The 16,429-nt window shown below is 69.2% G+C and carries 14 protein-coding genes; 5 read left to right on the top strand and 9 right to left on the bottom strand.

What is annotated here, in order from left to right:
• Positions 1 to 407 precede the first annotated feature (407 nt).
• Positions 408 to 1,856: a gamma-aminobutyraldehyde dehydrogenase gene (locus P3L51_RS09895; protein WP_354604737.1), complete on the bottom strand. Its 1,449-nt coding sequence runs from the start codon at positions 1,854 to 1,856 to the stop codon at positions 408 to 410.
• Positions 1,857 to 2,032: 176 nt separating this feature from the next.
• On the opposite strand from P3L51_RS09895, the gene P3L51_RS09890 reads away from it, so the two are divergent.
• The 5 genes from P3L51_RS09890 to P3L51_RS09870 all read left to right on the top strand — a co-directional run bounded on the left by P3L51_RS09890 (position 2,033) and on the right by P3L51_RS09870 (position 7,269).
• Positions 2,033 to 2,539 carry an Lrp/AsnC family transcriptional regulator gene (locus P3L51_RS09890; protein WP_354604733.1) on the top strand — a complete coding sequence of 169 codons (507 nt, stop codon included), beginning with the start codon at positions 2,033 to 2,035 and terminating at the stop codon, positions 2,537 to 2,539.
• A complete protein-coding gene (locus P3L51_RS09885) occupies positions 2,524 to 3,903 on the top strand; it encodes an aspartate aminotransferase family protein (protein ID WP_354604732.1) in 1,380 nt (459 codons plus the stop codon). Before P3L51_RS09890 ends, P3L51_RS09885 begins: the two co-directional genes overlap by 16 nt.
• 259 nt (positions 3,904 to 4,162) lie before the next feature.
• Entirely contained in the window at positions 4,163 to 4,891 is a 729-nt protein-coding gene (locus P3L51_RS09880; RefSeq protein WP_354604731.1) for an ABC transporter ATP-binding protein, read from the top strand.
• The gene (locus tag P3L51_RS09875; RefSeq protein ID WP_354604730.1) at positions 4,873 to 6,030 is read left to right on the top strand and encodes a hypothetical protein; all 1,158 of its coding nucleotides are present in this window, start codon (positions 4,873 to 4,875) and stop codon (positions 6,028 to 6,030) included. The genes P3L51_RS09880 and P3L51_RS09875 overlap by 19 nt, the downstream gene beginning before the upstream one ends.
• A gap of 60 nt (positions 6,031 to 6,090) precedes the next feature.
• Positions 6,091 to 7,269: an LOG family protein gene (locus P3L51_RS09870; protein ID WP_354604729.1), complete on the top strand. Its 1,179-nt coding sequence runs from the start codon at positions 6,091 to 6,093 to the stop codon at positions 7,267 to 7,269.
• A 31-nt stretch (positions 7,270 to 7,300) separates the two neighbouring features.
• On the opposite strand, the gene P3L51_RS09865 is transcribed toward P3L51_RS09870, so the two are convergent.
• The 8 genes from P3L51_RS09865 to tsf all read right to left on the bottom strand — a co-directional run bounded on the left by P3L51_RS09865 (position 7,301) and on the right by tsf (position 16,383).
• Positions 7,301 to 8,389 carry an ABC transporter ATP-binding protein gene (locus P3L51_RS09865; RefSeq protein ID WP_354604728.1) on the bottom strand — a complete coding sequence of 363 codons (1,089 nt, stop codon included), beginning with the start codon at positions 8,387 to 8,389 and terminating at the stop codon, positions 7,301 to 7,303.
• Positions 8,389 to 10,002 (bottom strand): ABC transporter permease, encoded by a 1,614-nt coding sequence (locus P3L51_RS09860; protein WP_354604727.1) that lies wholly within the window; start codon positions 10,000 to 10,002, stop codon positions 8,389 to 8,391. Before P3L51_RS09860 ends, P3L51_RS09865 begins: the two co-directional genes overlap by 1 nt.
• Positions 10,003 to 10,142: 140 nt before the next feature.
• Positions 10,143 to 11,237 (bottom strand): thiamine ABC transporter substrate-binding protein, encoded by a 1,095-nt coding sequence (locus P3L51_RS09855; RefSeq protein ID WP_354604726.1) that lies wholly within the window; start codon positions 11,235 to 11,237, stop codon positions 10,143 to 10,145.
• A 258-nt stretch (positions 11,238 to 11,495) separates the two neighbouring features.
• On the bottom strand, positions 11,496 to 12,608 hold the full coding sequence (gene rlmN / locus P3L51_RS09850) for a dual-specificity RNA methyltransferase RlmN (protein ID WP_354604725.1): 1,113 nt from the start codon (positions 12,606 to 12,608) through the stop codon (positions 11,496 to 11,498).
• Between the two features lie 175 nt (positions 12,609 to 12,783).
• On the bottom strand, positions 12,784 to 13,857 hold the full coding sequence (locus P3L51_RS09845) for a phosphatidate cytidylyltransferase (protein WP_354604724.1): 1,074 nt from the start codon (positions 13,855 to 13,857) through the stop codon (positions 12,784 to 12,786).
• On the bottom strand, positions 13,857 to 14,414 hold the full coding sequence (gene frr / locus P3L51_RS09840) for a ribosome recycling factor (protein WP_354604723.1): 558 nt from the start codon (positions 14,412 to 14,414) through the stop codon (positions 13,857 to 13,859). The genes P3L51_RS09845 and frr overlap by 1 nt, the downstream gene beginning before the upstream one ends.
• 130 nt (positions 14,415 to 14,544) lie before the next feature.
• Positions 14,545 to 15,324, bottom strand: a complete 780-nt coding sequence (gene pyrH, locus P3L51_RS09835; protein ID WP_354604722.1) for a UMP kinase — start codon at positions 15,322 to 15,324, stop codon at positions 14,545 to 14,547.
• Positions 15,325 to 15,522: 198 nt separating this feature from the next.
• Entirely contained in the window at positions 15,523 to 16,383 is an 861-nt protein-coding gene (tsf, locus tag P3L51_RS09830) for a translation elongation factor Ts (protein WP_354604721.1), read from the bottom strand.
• Positions 16,384 to 16,429 lie beyond the last annotated feature (46 nt).

Here is a 16,429-nt window from a genome sequence, read left to right as displayed (position 1 = left end):
GACTCGCCACAACCACCAGGAACGGGGCCGGAGTTCAGTGGCTCCCGACAACTCTCCGCGTCAAGGCTTGCGCGACGACGGTGGCACCCGCAGCCGCGGCAAGTCCCATCGCGACGTCGCGTGCCCGGGGGACGGCTTCAGCACACCGGCCCGCCTCAGCACCAGACCGTTCAGTCCGAAACCGTCCAGCGCGCCCTGGTAGAAGCCGGACCCCCCGTACGGTGCCCGCGACGGCGGCGGAACCGACGAACGGGGCCATCACCCCGACAGACGGGGCGGGGCGCAGACACGCTACGTGTCCGCGCCCCGCCCCGGGGAAAGCAACTCAAGCACCGTGCTCGCGAGTTGGCGGGCCGATCACGTCGCGACGAGGCGCCGGCCTCAGCGACTCGCACGCCCCGCGTACCTCACGCGTCGAGCGACGTCATCACGTGCTTGATACGTGTGTAGTCGTCAAAGCCGTACGCCGACAGGTCCTTGCCGTAGCCCGACTTCTTGAAGCCGCCGTGCGGCATCTCGGCCACCAGGCAGATGTGCGTGTTGATCCACACACAGCCGAAGTCCAGGTTCTTGGACATGCGCATCGCGCGCCCGTGGTCCTTGGTCCACACCGAGGAGGCGAGCGCGAACTCGACCCCGTTCGCGTACTCCAGCGCCTGCGCCTCGTCCGTGAACGACTGCACCGTGATGACGGGCCCGAACACCTCGTTCTGGATGATCTCGTCGTCCTGCTTGAGACCCGAGACGACGGTCGGCGCGTAGAAGTACCCCTTGTCACCGACACGGTGACCGCCCGCCTCGACCTTGGCATGGGCCGGCAGCCGCTCGATGAAGCCCGAGACGTGCTTCAGCTGGTTGGCGTTGTTCAACGGCCCGTACAGCACGTCCTCGTCATCCGGACCACCGGTCTTGGTGTCGGCGGCGGCCTTGGCGAGCTCGGCCACGAACTCGTCGTGGATCGACTCGTGCACCAGGACGCGGCACGCCGCCGTACAGTCCTGCCCGGCGTTGAAGAAGCCGGCCACCGAGATTTCCTCGACAGCCTTGGCGATCGCCTCGCTGTCGAGGTCCTCGAAGACCACGACGGGCGCCTTGCCCCCCAGCTCCAGATGCACGCGCTTGACGTCCCTCGACGCGGACTCGGCGACCTGCGTCCCGGCCCGTACGGAGCCGGTGATCGAGACCATCGCCGGAGTCGCGTGCTCCACCATGGTGCGCCCGCTGTCGCGGTCGCCGCAGATGACGTTGAAGACGCCCTTGGGCGCAATCGCGCCGATGATCTCCGCCATCAGCAGCGTGGAGGCCGGGGTGGTGTCCGACGGCTTCAGTACGACGGTGTTGCCCGCCGCGAGCGCCGGGGCGAACTTCCACACGGCCATCATCATCGGATAGTTCCACGGTGCGACCTGCGCGCAGACGCCGACCGGCTCACGCCGCACGAAGGAGGTGAAACCGTCCATGTACTCGCCGGCCGAGCGGCCTTCGAGCATCCGCGCCGCACCCGCGAAGAACCGGATCTGGTCCACCATCGGCGGGAGTTCTTCGGTGCGGGTCAGTTCGAGCGGCTTACCGGTGTTCTCCGACTCGGCGGCGATCAGGTCCTCGGCGCGCTCCTCGAACGCGTCCGCGATCTTGAGCATCACCTTCTGGCGTTCGGCCGGAGTGGTGTCGCGCCAGGCGGGGAACGCCGCGGCGGCGGCCTCCATGGCGGCGTCGACGTCGGCCTGGCCGGAAAGCGGGGACGTGGCGTAGGCCTCGCCCGTGGCCGGGTTGACCACCTCGATGGTCCGCCCGTCGGCGGCGTCCCGGAACTCCCCGTTGATGTAGTTACGCAGACGGCGCAGCTCGGTGGTCACTGCCACCCCTCCTTACAGATGTCATGCCGGATGTGTCCGATGGGTGAGACACCCACCTTAAGCGTTCTGCCGACGCTTTCGACAGACCTGACCCCTCCCAACTTCGGATTCAGTCATATTCTGACCCACGTACAACGAATTTCATCGCTTTGGGGTTGCAAGACAGACGAGTCGCGGTGCACAGTGAGCCGGTGGCCAGTCGCAGCGCAGACCCCAGGAACGGGAACGGATCGTCGTCGACGATCGACGCCGTGTCCCTCGCGATCATCGAACAGCTTCAGGAGGACGGCCGGCGCCCCTACGCCGCGATCGGCAAGGCCGTGGGCCTCTCCGAGGCGGCCGTACGTCAGCGCGTCCAGAAGCTGCTCGACCAGGGGGTCATGCAGATCGTGGCCGTGACCGACCCGCTGACCGTCGGTTTCCGGCGCCAGGCGATGGTCGGCATCAATGTCGAGGGCGACCTCGACTCCGTGGCCGACGCGCTCACGGAGATGGACGAGTGCGAGTACGTGGTGATGACCGCGGGCTCCTTCGACCTGATGGTGGAGGTCGTCTGCGAGGACGACGACCACCTGCTGGACGTCATCAACAAACGGATCCGCGCGCTCCCCGGCGTGCGCTCCACCGAGAGCTTCGTCTACCTCAAGTTGAAGAAGCAGACCTACATGTGGGGAACCCGATAGCCGTGAGCAAGGACCTCTCCAAAACCGCTTACGACCACCTGTGGATGCATTTCACCCGCATGTCGTCGTACGAGAACGCACCCGTGCCCACCATCGTGCGTGGTGAGGGCACCTACATCTACGACGACAAGGGCAAGCGTTACCTGGACGGCCTCTCCGGCCTGTTCGTGGTCAACGCGGGCCACGGGCGCCACGAGTTGGCCGAGACCGCCTACAAGCAGGCTCAGGAACTCGCCTTCTTCCCCGTGTGGTCGTACGCCCACCCGAAGGCGATCGAGCTGGCCGAGCGGCTGGCCCACTACGCGCCCGGGGACCTCAACAAGGTCTTCTTCACCACCGGCGGCGGCGAGGCGGTCGAGACCGCCTGGAAGCTCGCCAAGCAGTACTTCAAGCTGACAGGCAAGCCCACCAAGTACAAGGTCATCTCCCGCGCCGTCGCCTATCACGGCACGCCGCAGGGAGCGCTGTCCATCACCGGACTGCCCGCTCTGAAGGCCCCGTTCGAGCCGCTGGTCCCCGGCGCCCGCAAGGTGCCGAACACCAACATCTACCGCGCCCCGCTCCACGGCGACGACCCGGAGGCCTTCGGCCGCTGGGCCGCCGACCAGATCGAGCAGGAGATCCTCTTCGAGGGCGCGGACACGGTCGCCGCCGTCTTCCTGGAGCCGGTGCAGAACGCGGGCGGCTGTTTCCCGCCCCCGCCGGGCTACTTCCAGCGGGTTCGCGAGATCTGCGACCAGTACGACGTGCTGCTCGTCTCGGACGAGGTCATCTGCGCCTTCGGCCGGCTCGGCACGATGTTCGGCTGCGACAAGTTCGACTACGTACCGGACATGATCACCTGCGCCAAGGGCATGACGTCGGGCTACTCCCCGATCGGCGCCTGCATCATCTCCGACCGTCTCGCCGAGCCCTTCTACAAAGGTGACAACACCTTCCTGCACGGCTACACCTTCGGCGGCCACCCGGTCTCCGCGGCAGTCGGTCTCGCCAACCTCGACATCTTCGAGCGCGAGGGTCTCAACAAGCACGTGCTGGACAACGAGGACGCGTTCTTCACGACGCTGCGCAAGCTCCACGACCTGCCGATAGTCGGCGACGTACGGGGCAACGGCTTCTTCTACGGCATCGAGCTGGTCAAGGACAAGACCACCAAGGAGTCGTTCACGGACGAGGAGACGGAGCGCGTCCTGTACGGCTTCCTCTCCAAGGCTCTGTACGACAGCGGGCTGTACTGCCGCGCCGACGACCGCGGTGACCCGGTCGTACAGCTCGCGCCGCCGCTGATCTCCGACCAGTCGACGTTCGACGAGATCGAGCAGATCCTGCGCACCGTCCTGACCGAGGCCTGGACGAAGCTCTGATCACCGCGGCGTACGGGGCGTGGGACGGCGCGTAAGAGGCGCCGTACGCCGCCTTGTAGCCCCATCCCACGCGTCATCCGCATGTCGGCCCGGGTGCCCCCGTTCGAGTGCAAAGGGGGCGCCCGGGCCGCGTGCTGTCCGCACACCTCGTCATCGATCTCTACGGTGCAGTGACCGATCGGCTTCGCTCTCGTTCCCCCCGGACGGGGCGCGGTACGTCAGCTCAGAACCGAGCCCGATCCGAACCGAGGTGTACGCCATGGTTGCCCCGCCGGACAACGACGTGCTCTGGGCGCGTTCCCTGCACCACTCGCACAACGGCTCGCCGGCTCTCAGCGGCGTCTCGCTCGGTGTGCGCGAGGGCGAGATCCTCGCCGTCAGCGGCGCGCGCGGCAGCGGCAAGACGACCCTACTGCGCTGTCTCGCGGGCCAGCTCGTCCCGCAGGAGGGCGAGGTCTGGTTCAACAGCACCGCCGTGCACACGATGCCCCCGGCGCTGCGTGAACGGCTCCGGCGTGACCGTTTCGGCTGGATCGACTCCGATCCGGTCCTGGTCCCGGAGTTCAACGCGTGGGAGAACGTCGCCCTGCCGCTGCTCCTGCGCGGTTCCTCCCGCCGTGCGGCGAAGGCCACGGCCGTGGAGTGGCTGGAGCGGCTCGACATCGGAATGTGCGCCCGCAAGCGTCCGCACGCCCTGCTCCAGTCGCAGCGCCAGCGCGTCGCCGTCGCCCGCGCCCTGGTCAGCACGCCCGCCGTACTCTTCGCCGACGAGCCGACGGCGCCGTTGTACGCCGCCGAACGCACACAGGTCCTGCGCACGCTGACGACCGCGGCGCGCTCGCATCGCATCACCGTCGTCCTCGCCACCCTTGACGACGAGGTCGCGACCCTCGCCGACCGCACCGTCGTACTGGTCGACGGGCGCCGCGTGGGCGCCCTGCGACCGTCCGAGGCGGAAGGCCAGGCAGCGTGCTCGCTCTCCGTCTAGCCCGTGGCAGTCACCCTCTCGTCCTGCTGCGCAGACTGCTCGTCGCCGCAGCGTCGGCGGGCGTCGGTTTCCTCCTGCTGTGCACGCTGGGCTGGGCGATGAATCACCCCGCTGGATCGCTGCTGCGCCTGCTGTGGTGCGTGCTCCCACTCGCCGCCACGGTGCAGTTCGCCGTCGCCGTGGCCCGTACGGACCCGAGTACGCGGCCGCGTCCCGGTCTCTCGGCGGTCGGCCTCGGCCCGGCTCAACTCACCGCACTGGCCGCCGCGTCGACCACCCTGTCCTGCACGCTCGGCAGCGTGGTGGCGCTGTTGTTCTTCCTTCACCTGCGGGGTGACCTCACGGGGCTGCCCTTCGACGGCGCCGCGTCAGATCTCCTCGGCGCCGGACAGCCATTGCCGCTGGCCGCCGCCCTCACGCTGCTCGCCGTCGTACCGGTCCTCGCCACCGTGGCCACCGGAGTCGCCCTGCGTCCGCGCAAGGCGAGGTCGGTCGAGCACACCGATCCCGAGCGTCCGGCAACTCCCAAGCCCGCCCCGTCGGGGCTGCCTTGGGGCGTGGCTCTCACCGCGGCCGGGCTCGCCGTCGAGACGTACGCGAGCCGGGGCGGCTCGGGAACGCCGCTGCCACTGCCGGGACGTTTCGAGGGCAGCCCGGCGGGTGTCCTGGCCGGCTGGTCGTTGACTGCGCTCGGCCTGGCCCTGGCGGGCCCCGGTATCGCGCACCTCTGCGGCCGACTCCTCCAGATGCTGCGACCCGGCGCGACCCGGCTGCTCGCGGGGCGCGTCCTGATGGACGAGGCGGTACGGATCGGCCGCCCGCTGGGCGTGGTCTGCGCGGTGGTCGCCGGCGGATTCGCCGCCGCGGCGCTCTACGGCCCCGGCGACCCACGCCCGTTCGGACCGCTCACGGGCCTCGGCGCCACGCTCATCGTGGGCTGCACCGTCGCGACGCTGCTGACGGCGGTCCTGGAGGCCAAACACGCCCGCACCGACACCACGGCGGCGTTGGTGCGGGTGGGCGCCCCAACAAGGCTCCTGCGGACCGCCGCCGCACTGCGCGCGGGCGCGCTCCTCGCCGTTTTCGGGCCGCTGACATGGGTGGTCGCCGCACTCGCCGCCGTACCGCTCACCGGCTGAGTCGGCCCAGCCTTCCCGGACCCCCGTTCCCCTCCCGCACGAGGGGCCTATCGTGTCCGCATGGCGTACGGCGAGGGACACGACGGACATGAAGCACAACAGGCAGCGGCGCAAGGCCCCCAGGGGCCGTGGGAGCACCGGGCGGACGGCCTGGACCGCGAGATCGAAACCCTCGACGAGTTCGACCAGGTGATCCTGGGCGGGACGCTCAGCGGCTTCCGCGTCCAGTCGGTCGACCTGACGGACCGTACGCTCGCCCTTCTGTCCACCGACACCTCCGAAACCGTCTTCCTCGGCTGCCCGATGGCACCGGACGCCGCGGCGAAGATACGGGCGGACGGGGCCCTGGTCTTCCCTCCCGTCCCGCACCTCCCCTTCGACCCGTACCGGGGTCTGCTCTACTCGCCCGAGCAGCTCTTCGAAGGGCTGGGCGCGGGTGGGTACGAGGCGACGCCGGACGCGCTCGCCTACGAGTGGTTCCAGCGGACCAAGGCCGACGGCGACATACTCGCCTCGATGCTGCGCTCGGTCCACGACGATGCGATCTCGGACGCTCTGGACGAACTCCTCGCCGGCGCACGGGTCGTCGGCGTGATGGGCGGCCACGCCATGGCACGAGGCACCGACGCGTACGCGGGGGCGGCGCGTCTCGGCCGCGACCTGGCCCGTACGGGACTCACGGTCGCGACCGGCGGCGGCCCCGGCGCCATGGAGGCCGCCAACCTCGGCGCGTACGCCGCCCCGCATCCCGACGAGATGCTGGACGAGGCCCTCGAAATCCTCGCCAAGACACCGTCGTTCAGCCCGTCGATCTCCGACTGGGCACGGGCCGCTTTCGAGATACGGGGCCGATGGCCCGGGGGCGACGGCTCCGTGGGCATCCCCACCTGGTTCTACGGCCACGAACCGCCGAACGCCTTCGCCGGCCACATCGCGAAGTACTTCGCCAACGCGACGCGCGAGGACGGCCTGCTCGCCCGCTGCAACGCGGGCGTCATCTTCCTGCCCGGCGCCGCGGGCACCGTCCAGGAGGTCTTCGACAACGCGACGCCGAACTACTACGAGTCACGCGGCGAACCGACGCCCATGGTCCTGGTCGACCGGGCGCACTGGACAGAGCGGCTGCCTGCCTGGCCGCTGCTCACGTCGTTGGCTCGGGAACGCTCGATGGAATCGCGCATCGCGCTCGTCGACTCGGTGACCGAGGCTCCCGAGGCCCTGGCCCGGCTGTCGGGCTGACCGACCTGGCGCAGGTACCGGCGGTGCCTCGTCAGCCCGCCCCGTTGTCGCCTGTCGGGGCTGCGCCCTCTTCGGGCTCGGCAGGGTCCGGCTCTCTCTCGTCCAGGACCAGCACGTCCTCGGGGGCAAAGGAGACGCCGACCGTCGCTCCCTCGTCGGGCATGTCGCGGAGGCCGCACTGCGCCTCCACCTCCGGCCCGTCCGTGGGGCGCAACTGGACGGCGACGTGACTGCCGCGGAAGGTGCGCGCCCCGACGATGCAGCGGAGCCCGTCCTCGGATGGGCCGAGCCGTACGCCCGCAGGACGTACCAGCAGCGTGCGGCGGCCCTGGGGCGAGTCGACGGGTACCGGGATCTTCCCCCAGGGCGTATCGGCGATGTCGCCGTGCACCCTGGCCGGCACGACGTTGTCGAAGCCCAGAAAGCGCGCCACGAACGCCGAGGCCGGGCGCTGCCAGAGTTCCACCGGTGTGCCGGTCTGGACGACGCGTCCGTCGCGCATCACCACGACCCGGTCGGCGAGCGCGAAGGCCTCGCCCTGATCGTGCGTGACAGCCAGCACCGTCGCGCCCAACTGCGCGAACACGCCGCGCAGTTCCGCGACGAGGCGCTCGCGCAGGCTCCGGTCGAGTTGGCCGAGCGGTTCGTCGAGCATGAGCAGCCGGGGCCGAGGGGCGAGCGCCCGTGCCAGCGCCACGCGCTGCTGCTCGCCGCCGGACAGCCCGGCGACGGCGCGGCGCTCGGCGCCCGGCAGGCCGACGAGGTCGAGCAACTCGGCGACACGTCGCCGCTGTTGGGCGCGCGGCTCGCCGCGCATGCGCAGCCCGAAGGCGACGTTGCCACCGACGTCACGCTGCGGAAAGAGCTGGTGATCCTGGAACATCAGTCCGACACCGCGCCGGTGCACCGGTACGCCCGCCTGGTCGGTGCCTTCCAGCAACACCCGGCCGGCGTCCGGCCGCTGGAGGCCGGCGACGACACGCAGCAAGGTGGACTTGCCACTGCCGCTCGGTCCCAGCACGCACACGATCTCGTGCGCGGCCATCTCCAGATCCACCGCGTCGAGCGCCGTACGCCGCCCGAACCGTACGGTCACGTCCTCAAGGGTGAACAGGGCCATCAGAACTCTCCGGAACGGTCGGTACGGATACGTTCGAGCACCAGCAGCGATACGGCGCACACCACCATCAGCACCGTGCTCAGCGCCATCGCCTGCCCATAGTTGAGATCACCGGGCCGCCCCAGGAGCCGCGCGACGGCGACCGGCAGCGTCGGCCGGTCCGGTCGCGCGATGAAGACCGTGGCACCGAACTCGCCGAGCGAGACGGCGAAGGCGAATCCCGCCGACACCAGCACCGCTCGCCGCACCATCGGCAGATCCACCTCCCGCCACACACGCAACGGCGACGCGCCGAGAACGGCGGCGGCCTCGCGCAGCCGCCCGTCCACGGCGCGCAGCACGGGAAGCATGATCCGTAAGACGAAGGGGACCCCTACCAACGCCTGGGCGAGCGGCACCAGGATCCAGGAGGCCCTCAGGTCCAGAGGCGGCTTGTCCAGCGTGATCAGGAACCCGAAGCCGACGGTCACCGCGGAGACACCCAGCGGAAGCATCAGCAGCGCGTCGAAGCCCCGTACGAGGCGCCCCGCCCTACGAGTGAGCGCGGCGGCCGCCAGCCCGCCCACGACCAGGGCGATGACCGTCGCCATCAGGGCGTAGCGCAGAGAGTTCCAAACGGATTCCAGCGGCGGTACGAGGAACGTGCCGCCGCTCGCCTCCACCGAGCGGAGCGCCCGGTAGTAGCCGAAGCCGTACCCGGTGGGGCCGTCGAGCGACCGCTCGATCAGCACGCCGAGGGGCAGCAGAATCAGCAGGAGGACGGTGCCGAGCACGCCGGCGAGCAGCGCCCATTGGCCGGCTCCGCGCGGTCTGTGCGCCGTCTGCGCGGGGTCGACCAGTTTCAGGGCGGTCTCCCGCCTCCGTACGGTCCAGGCGTGGAGCGCCAAGACAGAGCCGACCGCGGCGAACTGGACCATCGTCAGAACGGCGGCGGTGGGCAGATCAAGTAGCTGCGCGGTCTGCCGATAGATCTCCACCTCCAGCGTGGAGTAGGCCGGCCCGCCCAGAATCTGGACGATGCCGAAAGAAGTGAAGGTGAAGAGAAAGACCATCAGCGCCGCGGCGGCGACGGCGGGGCCGAGCGCGGGCAGCGTGACCCGCCACCACGCCGCGAGCCGCCCTGCGCCGAGGACCCGTGCGGCCTCCTCCTGACCTGGGTCGAGCCGGGCCCAGAGGCCGCCGACGGTGCGGACAACCACCGCGTAGTTGAAGAAGACATGCGCGAGGAGGATCGCCCATACCGTCGTGTCCGCCCGCACGCCCCAGAGTTCGTCGAGCAGCCCGCCGCGCCCCAGCAGCGCGAGGAACGCCGTGCCGACGACGACGGTCGGCAGGACGAACGGCACGGTCACGACGGCGCGCAGCAGCTGTTTGCCGGGGAACTCGAAGCGTGCGAAGACGTAGGCACCAGGGAGCGCGAGCAGCAGGGTGAGGGCGGTGGAGACCGCGGCCTGCCACGTCGTGAACCAGAGGACCTGCCCGATGTCGGGCCGACTCAGCACGTCGCCGAACCTGCCCCAGTGCCAGGAGCCGTCCGCCTTCAGGCCACGGCCGACGATGGCGGCAACGGGATAGGCGAAGAAGACCGCGAAGAAGGCGACGGGCACCGCCATGAGGCAGAGCCTTACAGCGCTCCCCCGACGCCGTGCGACGCGCGCCACACGTCCCGCGTCCCCGCCCCGTCGTCGCACGACGGGGCGGGTGGAGGCGGCCTTACGCGTGGACCTCTCGCCCTTCCGAGCGGCCTCCGCGTCTACTTGACGACGAGTGAGGACCACGACTGGATCCACTCGTCACGGTTCTTGGCTATCTTCTCCGGGGCCACGGTCTCCGGGTTGTCGACGACGGCGCCGTGTTCGGTGAAGAGCGCGGGCAGCTTCGCACCGTCGACCACCGGATTCACGAACATGTTGAGCGGCATGTCCTCCTGGAAGGTCTTGCTCACCAGGAAGTCCAGCAGGGCCTTGCCGCCCGCCTCGTTCTTGGCCCCCTGGAGCAGGCCGGCGAACTCGACCTGACGGAAGCAGGTGCCCGCGGCGACGCCGGTCGGCGCTTCCTTGGGCTGCGGGTCGGCATACAGGACCTCGACGGGCGGGCTCGACGCGTACGAGACGACGAGCGGACGCTCCGCCTTCGCCTTCTTGCCGCCCGCCGAGCCGGAGAAGTCCTCGTTGTAGGCCTGTTCCCAGCTGTCGACGACCTGGACGCCGTTGGCCTTGAGCTTCTTCCAGTAGTCCTGCCACCCGTCGTCCCCGTACGCGGCGACGGTGCCGAGGAGGAAGCCGAGCCCCGGCGAGGACTGCTCGGCGTTCTCGACGACGAGAAGGTCCTTGTAGGCGGGCTTCGTCAGGTCGGCGAAGGACTCCGGCGGGGCCAGCTTCTTGTCGGTGAAGTACTTCTTGTCGTAATTGACACAGATATCGCCGGTGTCGACGGGGGTGACACGGTGCTTGGCGTCGTCGAGCCGTACGTCGGCGCGGACCTGGTCGAGGCCCTTCGCCCGGTAGGGAGTGAACAGGCCGTTGTCGAGAGCACGGGAGAGCAGGGTGTTGTCGACACCGAAGAAGACATCGCCCTGCGGCGAACCCTTGGTGAGGATCTCCTTGTTGAGTGCCGCGCCGGCCTCGCCGCTCTTGAGTACCTTGACGGTGTAGCCCGTCCGCTCGGTGAACTCCTTCAGTACGGAGTCCGAGGCGGCGAACGAGTCGTGGGCGACGAGCGTCACGCTCTTGGACTTCGCACCGTCCGACGCCGTGGAGTCCTCGGACCCGCCGCCGCACGCGGCGAGTGTCGAGACTCCCAGCGCGGCGGCGACGGCGCCGGCCGCCATCTTCTTCGTGGTACGCACTGAATTCCTCCTGGGATGTCCAGGAGAAGACGCGGCCCTGCCCCGCGCCGGCGGACCGGAGCAGGGCAGGGCGCAACAGCTTGAGTGATGACCGAACTTCCTACCCAGAATGACCTGGGCAAGGTTCAGAGGGTCTGCGACCGTGAGGCTCTCATCGAACCTCTGCCGCACTCTCAGCGCTGTGGCGCTCCCCTGTCGGAATATGTAATTCGTTCGAAGCTCAGCGTACATGGGCCCCGGCGGGGCCCTTCGCCGCGCTCAGCGCTCCGTCGCCGCCAGCTGACCGCACGCCCCGTCGATCTCCTGACCGCGGGTGTCGCGCACCGTCACGGGCACCCCGTGGGACGCGATGGCCTCGACGAATGCCTTCTCGTCCTCGGGGCGGGAAGCCGTCCACTTGGAGCCGGGCGTGGGGTTGAGCGGGATCAGATTGACGTGCACCCGCTTGCCCTTGAGGAGCCGCCCCAGCAGATCGCCCCGCCACGCCTGGTCGTTGATGTCACGGATCATGGCGTACTCAATGGAGATCCGACGCCCCGACTTCTCTGCGTACTCCCAGGCGGCGTCCAGCACCTCCCGCACCTTCCAACGGGTGTTGACCGGCACGAGGGTGTCACGCAGTTCGTCGTCGGGCGCGTGAAGCGAGACAGCGAGGCGGCACTTGAAGCCCTCGTCGGCGAATCGCAGCATCGCGGGCACCAGACCCACCGTCGAGACGGTGATGCCGCGCTGAGAGAGGCCGAGACCGTCCGGCTCCGGGTCGGTCAGCCGACGGATCGACCCGACGACGCGGCGGTAGTTGGCGAGCGGTTCGCCCATGCCCATGAAGACGATGTTCGACAGCCGGGCGGGGCCGCCGGGGACCTCGCCGTCGCGCAGCGCGCGCATACCGTCCACGATCTGGTGCACGATCTCCGCCGTGGACAGGTTCCGGTCGAGACCCGCCTGCCCCGTGGCGCAGAACGGGCAGTTCATGCCGCAGCCCGCCTGCGAGGAGATGCACATGGTGACCCGGTCCGGGTAGCGCATCAGGACGGATTCGACGAGCGTGCCGTCGTGCAGCCGCCACAGCGTCTTACGAGTGGTGTCGTCGTCACAGGAGATGTGCCGGACCACGGACATCAGGTCGGGCAGCAGCTCCGTGGCGAGCTTCTCGCGCGCGGCGGCCGGGATGTCCGTCCACTCGGCGGGGTCGTGCGCGAACCGCGCGAAGTAGTGCTGCGACAACTGCTTGGCGCGAAACGCCTTCTCGCCGAGTGCCGCCACGGCCTCGCGACGCTCCTCCGGCGTGAGGTCGGCGAGGTGCCTCGGCGGCTTCTTGGCGCCACGGGGCGCGACGAACGTGAGCTCTCCGGGATTGGGCGGGGCCATGAGCTGTTTTCTCCTCGGTACGACGAGGCCGGTGTTCCCCGCCGGCTGCGGGAGGGACATGGGCACACTGCCGGTGCCAGGAGACCTCATGTGACGGGCTCCGCGACAGCGGAGCGCAGTAAGGCCCGCCGTCCGGGACGGCGGGCCTTACCAGGGTAACCGGTACGGATACGGCTCAGCCCGAGCCGACGAACACCACCAGCAGCAGCCACACCACCGGGGCGGTCGGCAGGAGCGAGTCGAGGCGGTCCATGATGCCGCCGTGACCGGGCAGCAGCGTGCCCATGTCCTTGATCCCGAGATCCCGCTTGATCATCGACTCGCCCAGGTCACCGAGTGTGGCACTGGCCGCGACGGCGAGACCGAGCAGCAGGCCCTGCCACCAGGTGCCGTCGTCGATGAGGAACTGCATGCACAGCGCGCCGGCCACCATGGCGAATCCCACGGCGCCGAACAGGCCCTCGCGGGTCTTGCCGGGGCTGATGCGCGGCGCCAGCTTGTGGCTGCCGAAGCGCCAGCCGATCGCGTACGCGCCGGTGTCGCTGACGATGGTCAGCACCAGGAAGGTGAGCACACGCTGCGCGCCGTCGTCCGCCGTGAGCATCATCGCGACGAACGTCGCCAGGAAGGGCACGTAGAACGTCGCGAAGACGCCCGCCGTCACGTCCTTGAGATAACCCTCCGGTGGCTCCGTCATGCGCCAGGCGAGCACGGCGAGCGCGGTGAGGGCCGTCGCGACCCAGGCGCCTTCCGCGCCCCGTACGTACCCGGCGACGACCATCGCTGCGCCACCGACCGCGAGCGGGACGAGGGGCGCCTTGATGCCCTTCTTCTCGTCGAGCCGGGAGGTCAACTCCCACAGCCCGACGACGACCGCGACCACTATGACGCCGATGAAGACGGCCTTCACGATGAAGAGCGACGCCACGATCACCGCGCCGAGCCCCACACCGACCCCTATGGCCGCACGGAGATCGCGGCCTGCCCGCTTCTTCGGCGGAGGTGGCGGAGGGGCGGACATGGGCTCCTGCGGCGTTTCGTCACGGAACAGGGGGCCGCCCGGCCGAGCAGCCCCCCGGTCGTCGTCATCCTGGGCCCCGCCGCTCGCGGGTACGTCGGGCACGATGGGCATGGGCCGAGTCTGCTGTGCGTCAAGCTCATCGTATGCGGGACCCGCCGGGGCAGCCCCCTGGTCAGGCGGTGCCCAGTAGCCGGCAGTCGGCGGGGCCCCCCAGGAAGAGTCGTTCATCAGACCTCGAGCAGCTCGGCTTCCTTGTGCTTGAGCAGCTCGTCGACCTGGGCGACGTACTTCGCCGTCGTGTCGTCGAGCTCTTTCTCCGCGCGGCGGCCCTCGTCCTCGCCGACCTCGCCGTCCTTGATCAGCTTGTCGATTGTCTCCTTGGCCTTGCGGCGCACCGAGCGGATCGAGATCTTGGAGTCCTCCGCCTTGGTCTTGGCGACCTTGATGTACTCCTTGCGGCGGTCCCGCGTGAGCTCGGGGAACACCACTCGGATGATGTTTCCGTCGTTGCTCGGGTTCACTCCGAGGTCGGAGTCGCGGATGGCCTGCTCGATGTTGCGCAGCGCGCTCTTGTCGAACGGGGTCACCACCGCCATGCGCGGCTCGGGCACCGAGAACGAGGCCAGCTGGTTGATCGGGGTCAGGGCACCGTAGTAGTCCGCCACGATCTTGTTGAACATCGCCGGGTGCGCACGACCGGTGCGGATCGCGGCGAAGTCCTCCTTGGCGACCAGGACGGCCTTCTCCATCTTCTCCTCTGCTTCGAGGAGGGTCTCTTCGATCACCACTTGCTCCTGCGTGTCTTGAGTGGGCCCGGTGTGCTTAACAGGGCCGGCGGAACCTGCGTCGCGTCTTCTTCCTGCACGGTGTCCGACCGGCAGGGCTTTGTCCATCCCCGTGCGGGGCAGCCCGAGTTCAGGCCCGGGTGCCCTGGTCGCTCACGAGCGTGCCGATCTTCTCACCCTTGACGGCGCGCGCGATATTGCCCTCCGTGAGGAGTTCGAAGACGAGGATCGGCAGCGCGTTGTCGCGGCAGAGAGTGACCGCCGTGGCGTCGGCGACCTTGAGGTTGCGGGTGATCACTTCGCTGTACTCCAGCGCGTCGAACTTCACCGCGTCGGGGTTGGTCTTGGGGTCGGAGTCGTAGACCCCGTCCACGCCGTTCTTGCCCATCAGCAGCGCTTCGGCGTCGATCTCCAGGGCGCGCTGGGCGGCGGTGGTGTCGGTGGAGAAGTACGGCATCCCCATGCCGGCGCCGAAGATGACGACGCGGCCCTTCTCCAGGTGCCGTACGGCGCGCAGCGGGATGTACGGCTCGGCGACCTGCCCCATGGTGATGGCGGTCTGGACGCGGGAGTCGATGCCTTCCTTCTCCAGGAAATCCTGGAGAGCGAGGCAGTTCATGACCGTACCGAGCATGCCCATGTAGTCGGAGCGGGCCCGGTCCATGCCGCGCTGCTGCAGTTCGGCGCCGCGGAAGAAGTTGCCTCCGCCGATGACGATGGCGATCTGCGCCCCGTCCCGCACGACGGCGGCGATCTCGCGGGCGATGGCGTGTACGACGTCGGGGTCGACGCCGAGCGCTCCCCCGCCGGCGAACGCCTCACCGGACAGTTTCAGCATGAAGCGCCCGGCCTTCTTGCCGGGGTCGCTGTTGTCGTCGGTGGACTGGGTGGCGTCCGCGCCCTTGTTCATGGGGATCTCCTCGTGCACATACGAAGAAGGCCATTGCCGGTGGGTCTGTGTCCCTAGCGGCAATGGCCTCCTCGTCAGATCTGCGGCCGTCCGGCGCGTGTTCGGCAGGCGGCTGCAATAGACCCTAGCGGGGTCCACCGTCGATCGCGTACGACTGCGCTGTCCCGGGTGCTCTGCCCCGGGACCGTTTCCGGAAGGTCAGGCACCGACGCGGATGCGCGCGAAGCGCTTCAGCGTGACACCGGCCTCGTCCAGAACCTTCTTGACGGACTTCTTGTTGTCCTTCGCGAACGGTTGGTCGAGGAGGGTGACCTCCTTGAAGAAGCCGTTGACACGCCCCTCGACGATCTTGGGCAGCGCGGCCTCGGGCTTGCCCTCCTCGCGAGAAGTGGCCTCGGCGACGCGGCGCTCGTTCTCGACGACGTCGGCCGGAACGTCCTCACGGGTGAGGTACTTCGGCGCGAACGCGGCGATGTGCTGGGCGACGTCCTTGGCGACCGCGGCGGCAGTGGCGTCGTCGACGCTGCCCTTGTCCAGCTCGACCAGGACACCGACCTGCGGCGGGAGGTCGGGCATGGTGCGGTGCATGTACGTGCCGACGAAGCTGCCTTCGCCCTGGAACTGCGCGAAGCGGTCCAGGACGATCTTCTCGCCGAGGTTGGCGTTGGCCTCGTCGACGAAAGCCTGGACGGTCTTGCCGGGCTCGATCTCGGAGGAGCGCAGCACGTCGATGTCGGCGGGGCCGGTCGCGGCCACGTGCGCCGCGAGCGCGTTGGCGGCGGCCAGGAACTTGTCACCCTTGGCGACGAAGTCCGTCTCGCACTTGAGCTCCAGCAGAACACCGGAGGTGTTGTCGTCGGAGACGAGGGAGACGACAGCGCCGTTCTCCGCGCTGCGGCTCTCGCGCTTGGCGACGCCCTTCTGGCCCTTGACGCGGAGTACCTCGACGGCCTTGTCGACATCGCCGTCGGCCTCGACCAAGGCCTTCTTGCAGTCCATCATGCCGGCGCCGGTGAGCTCGCGGAGCTTCTTGACGTCAGCGGCGGTGTAGTTCGCCATGTCTGTGAATCTCTCTCGGAAGTCGAAGATCTACGGGTGGACGGCG

Source organism: Streptomyces panacea, from assembly GCF_040560175.1.
In the GTDB taxonomy this organism is placed as follows: domain Bacteria; phylum Actinomycetota; class Actinomycetes; order Streptomycetales; family Streptomycetaceae; genus Streptomyces; species Streptomyces panacea.
Note: the sequence above shows the minus strand (reverse complement) of the source record. Positions and strands in the feature narration are given on the sequence as shown.

Bases quoted from the DNA above. Each gene is read 5' to 3' on its own strand.
- tsf (WP_354604721.1), bottom strand. From the start codon at position 16,383: ATGGCGAACTACACCGCCGCTGACGTCAAGAAGCTCCGCGAGCTCACC.
- P3L51_RS09865 (WP_354604728.1), bottom strand. From the start codon at position 8,389: ATGGCCCTGTTCACCCTTGAGGACGTGACCGTACGGTTCGGGCGGCGT.
- P3L51_RS09870 (WP_354604729.1), top strand. From the start codon at position 6,091: ATGGCGTACGGCGAGGGACACGACGGACATGAAGCACAACAGGCAGCG.
- P3L51_RS09845 (WP_354604724.1), bottom strand. From the start codon at position 13,857: ATGAACGACTCTTCCTGGGGGGCCCCGCCGACTGCCGGCTACTGGGCA.
- rlmN (WP_354604725.1), bottom strand. From the start codon at position 12,608: ATGGCCCCGCCCAATCCCGGAGAGCTCACGTTCGTCGCGCCCCGTGGC.
- P3L51_RS09860 (WP_354604727.1), bottom strand. From the start codon at position 10,002: ATGGCGGTGCCCGTCGCCTTCTTCGCGGTCTTCTTCGCCTATCCCGTT.
- P3L51_RS09880 (WP_354604731.1), top strand. From the start codon at position 4,163: ATGGTTGCCCCGCCGGACAACGACGTGCTCTGGGCGCGTTCCCTGCAC.
- pyrH (WP_354604722.1), bottom strand. From the start codon at position 15,324: ATGAACAAGGGCGCGGACGCCACCCAGTCCACCGACGACAACAGCGAC.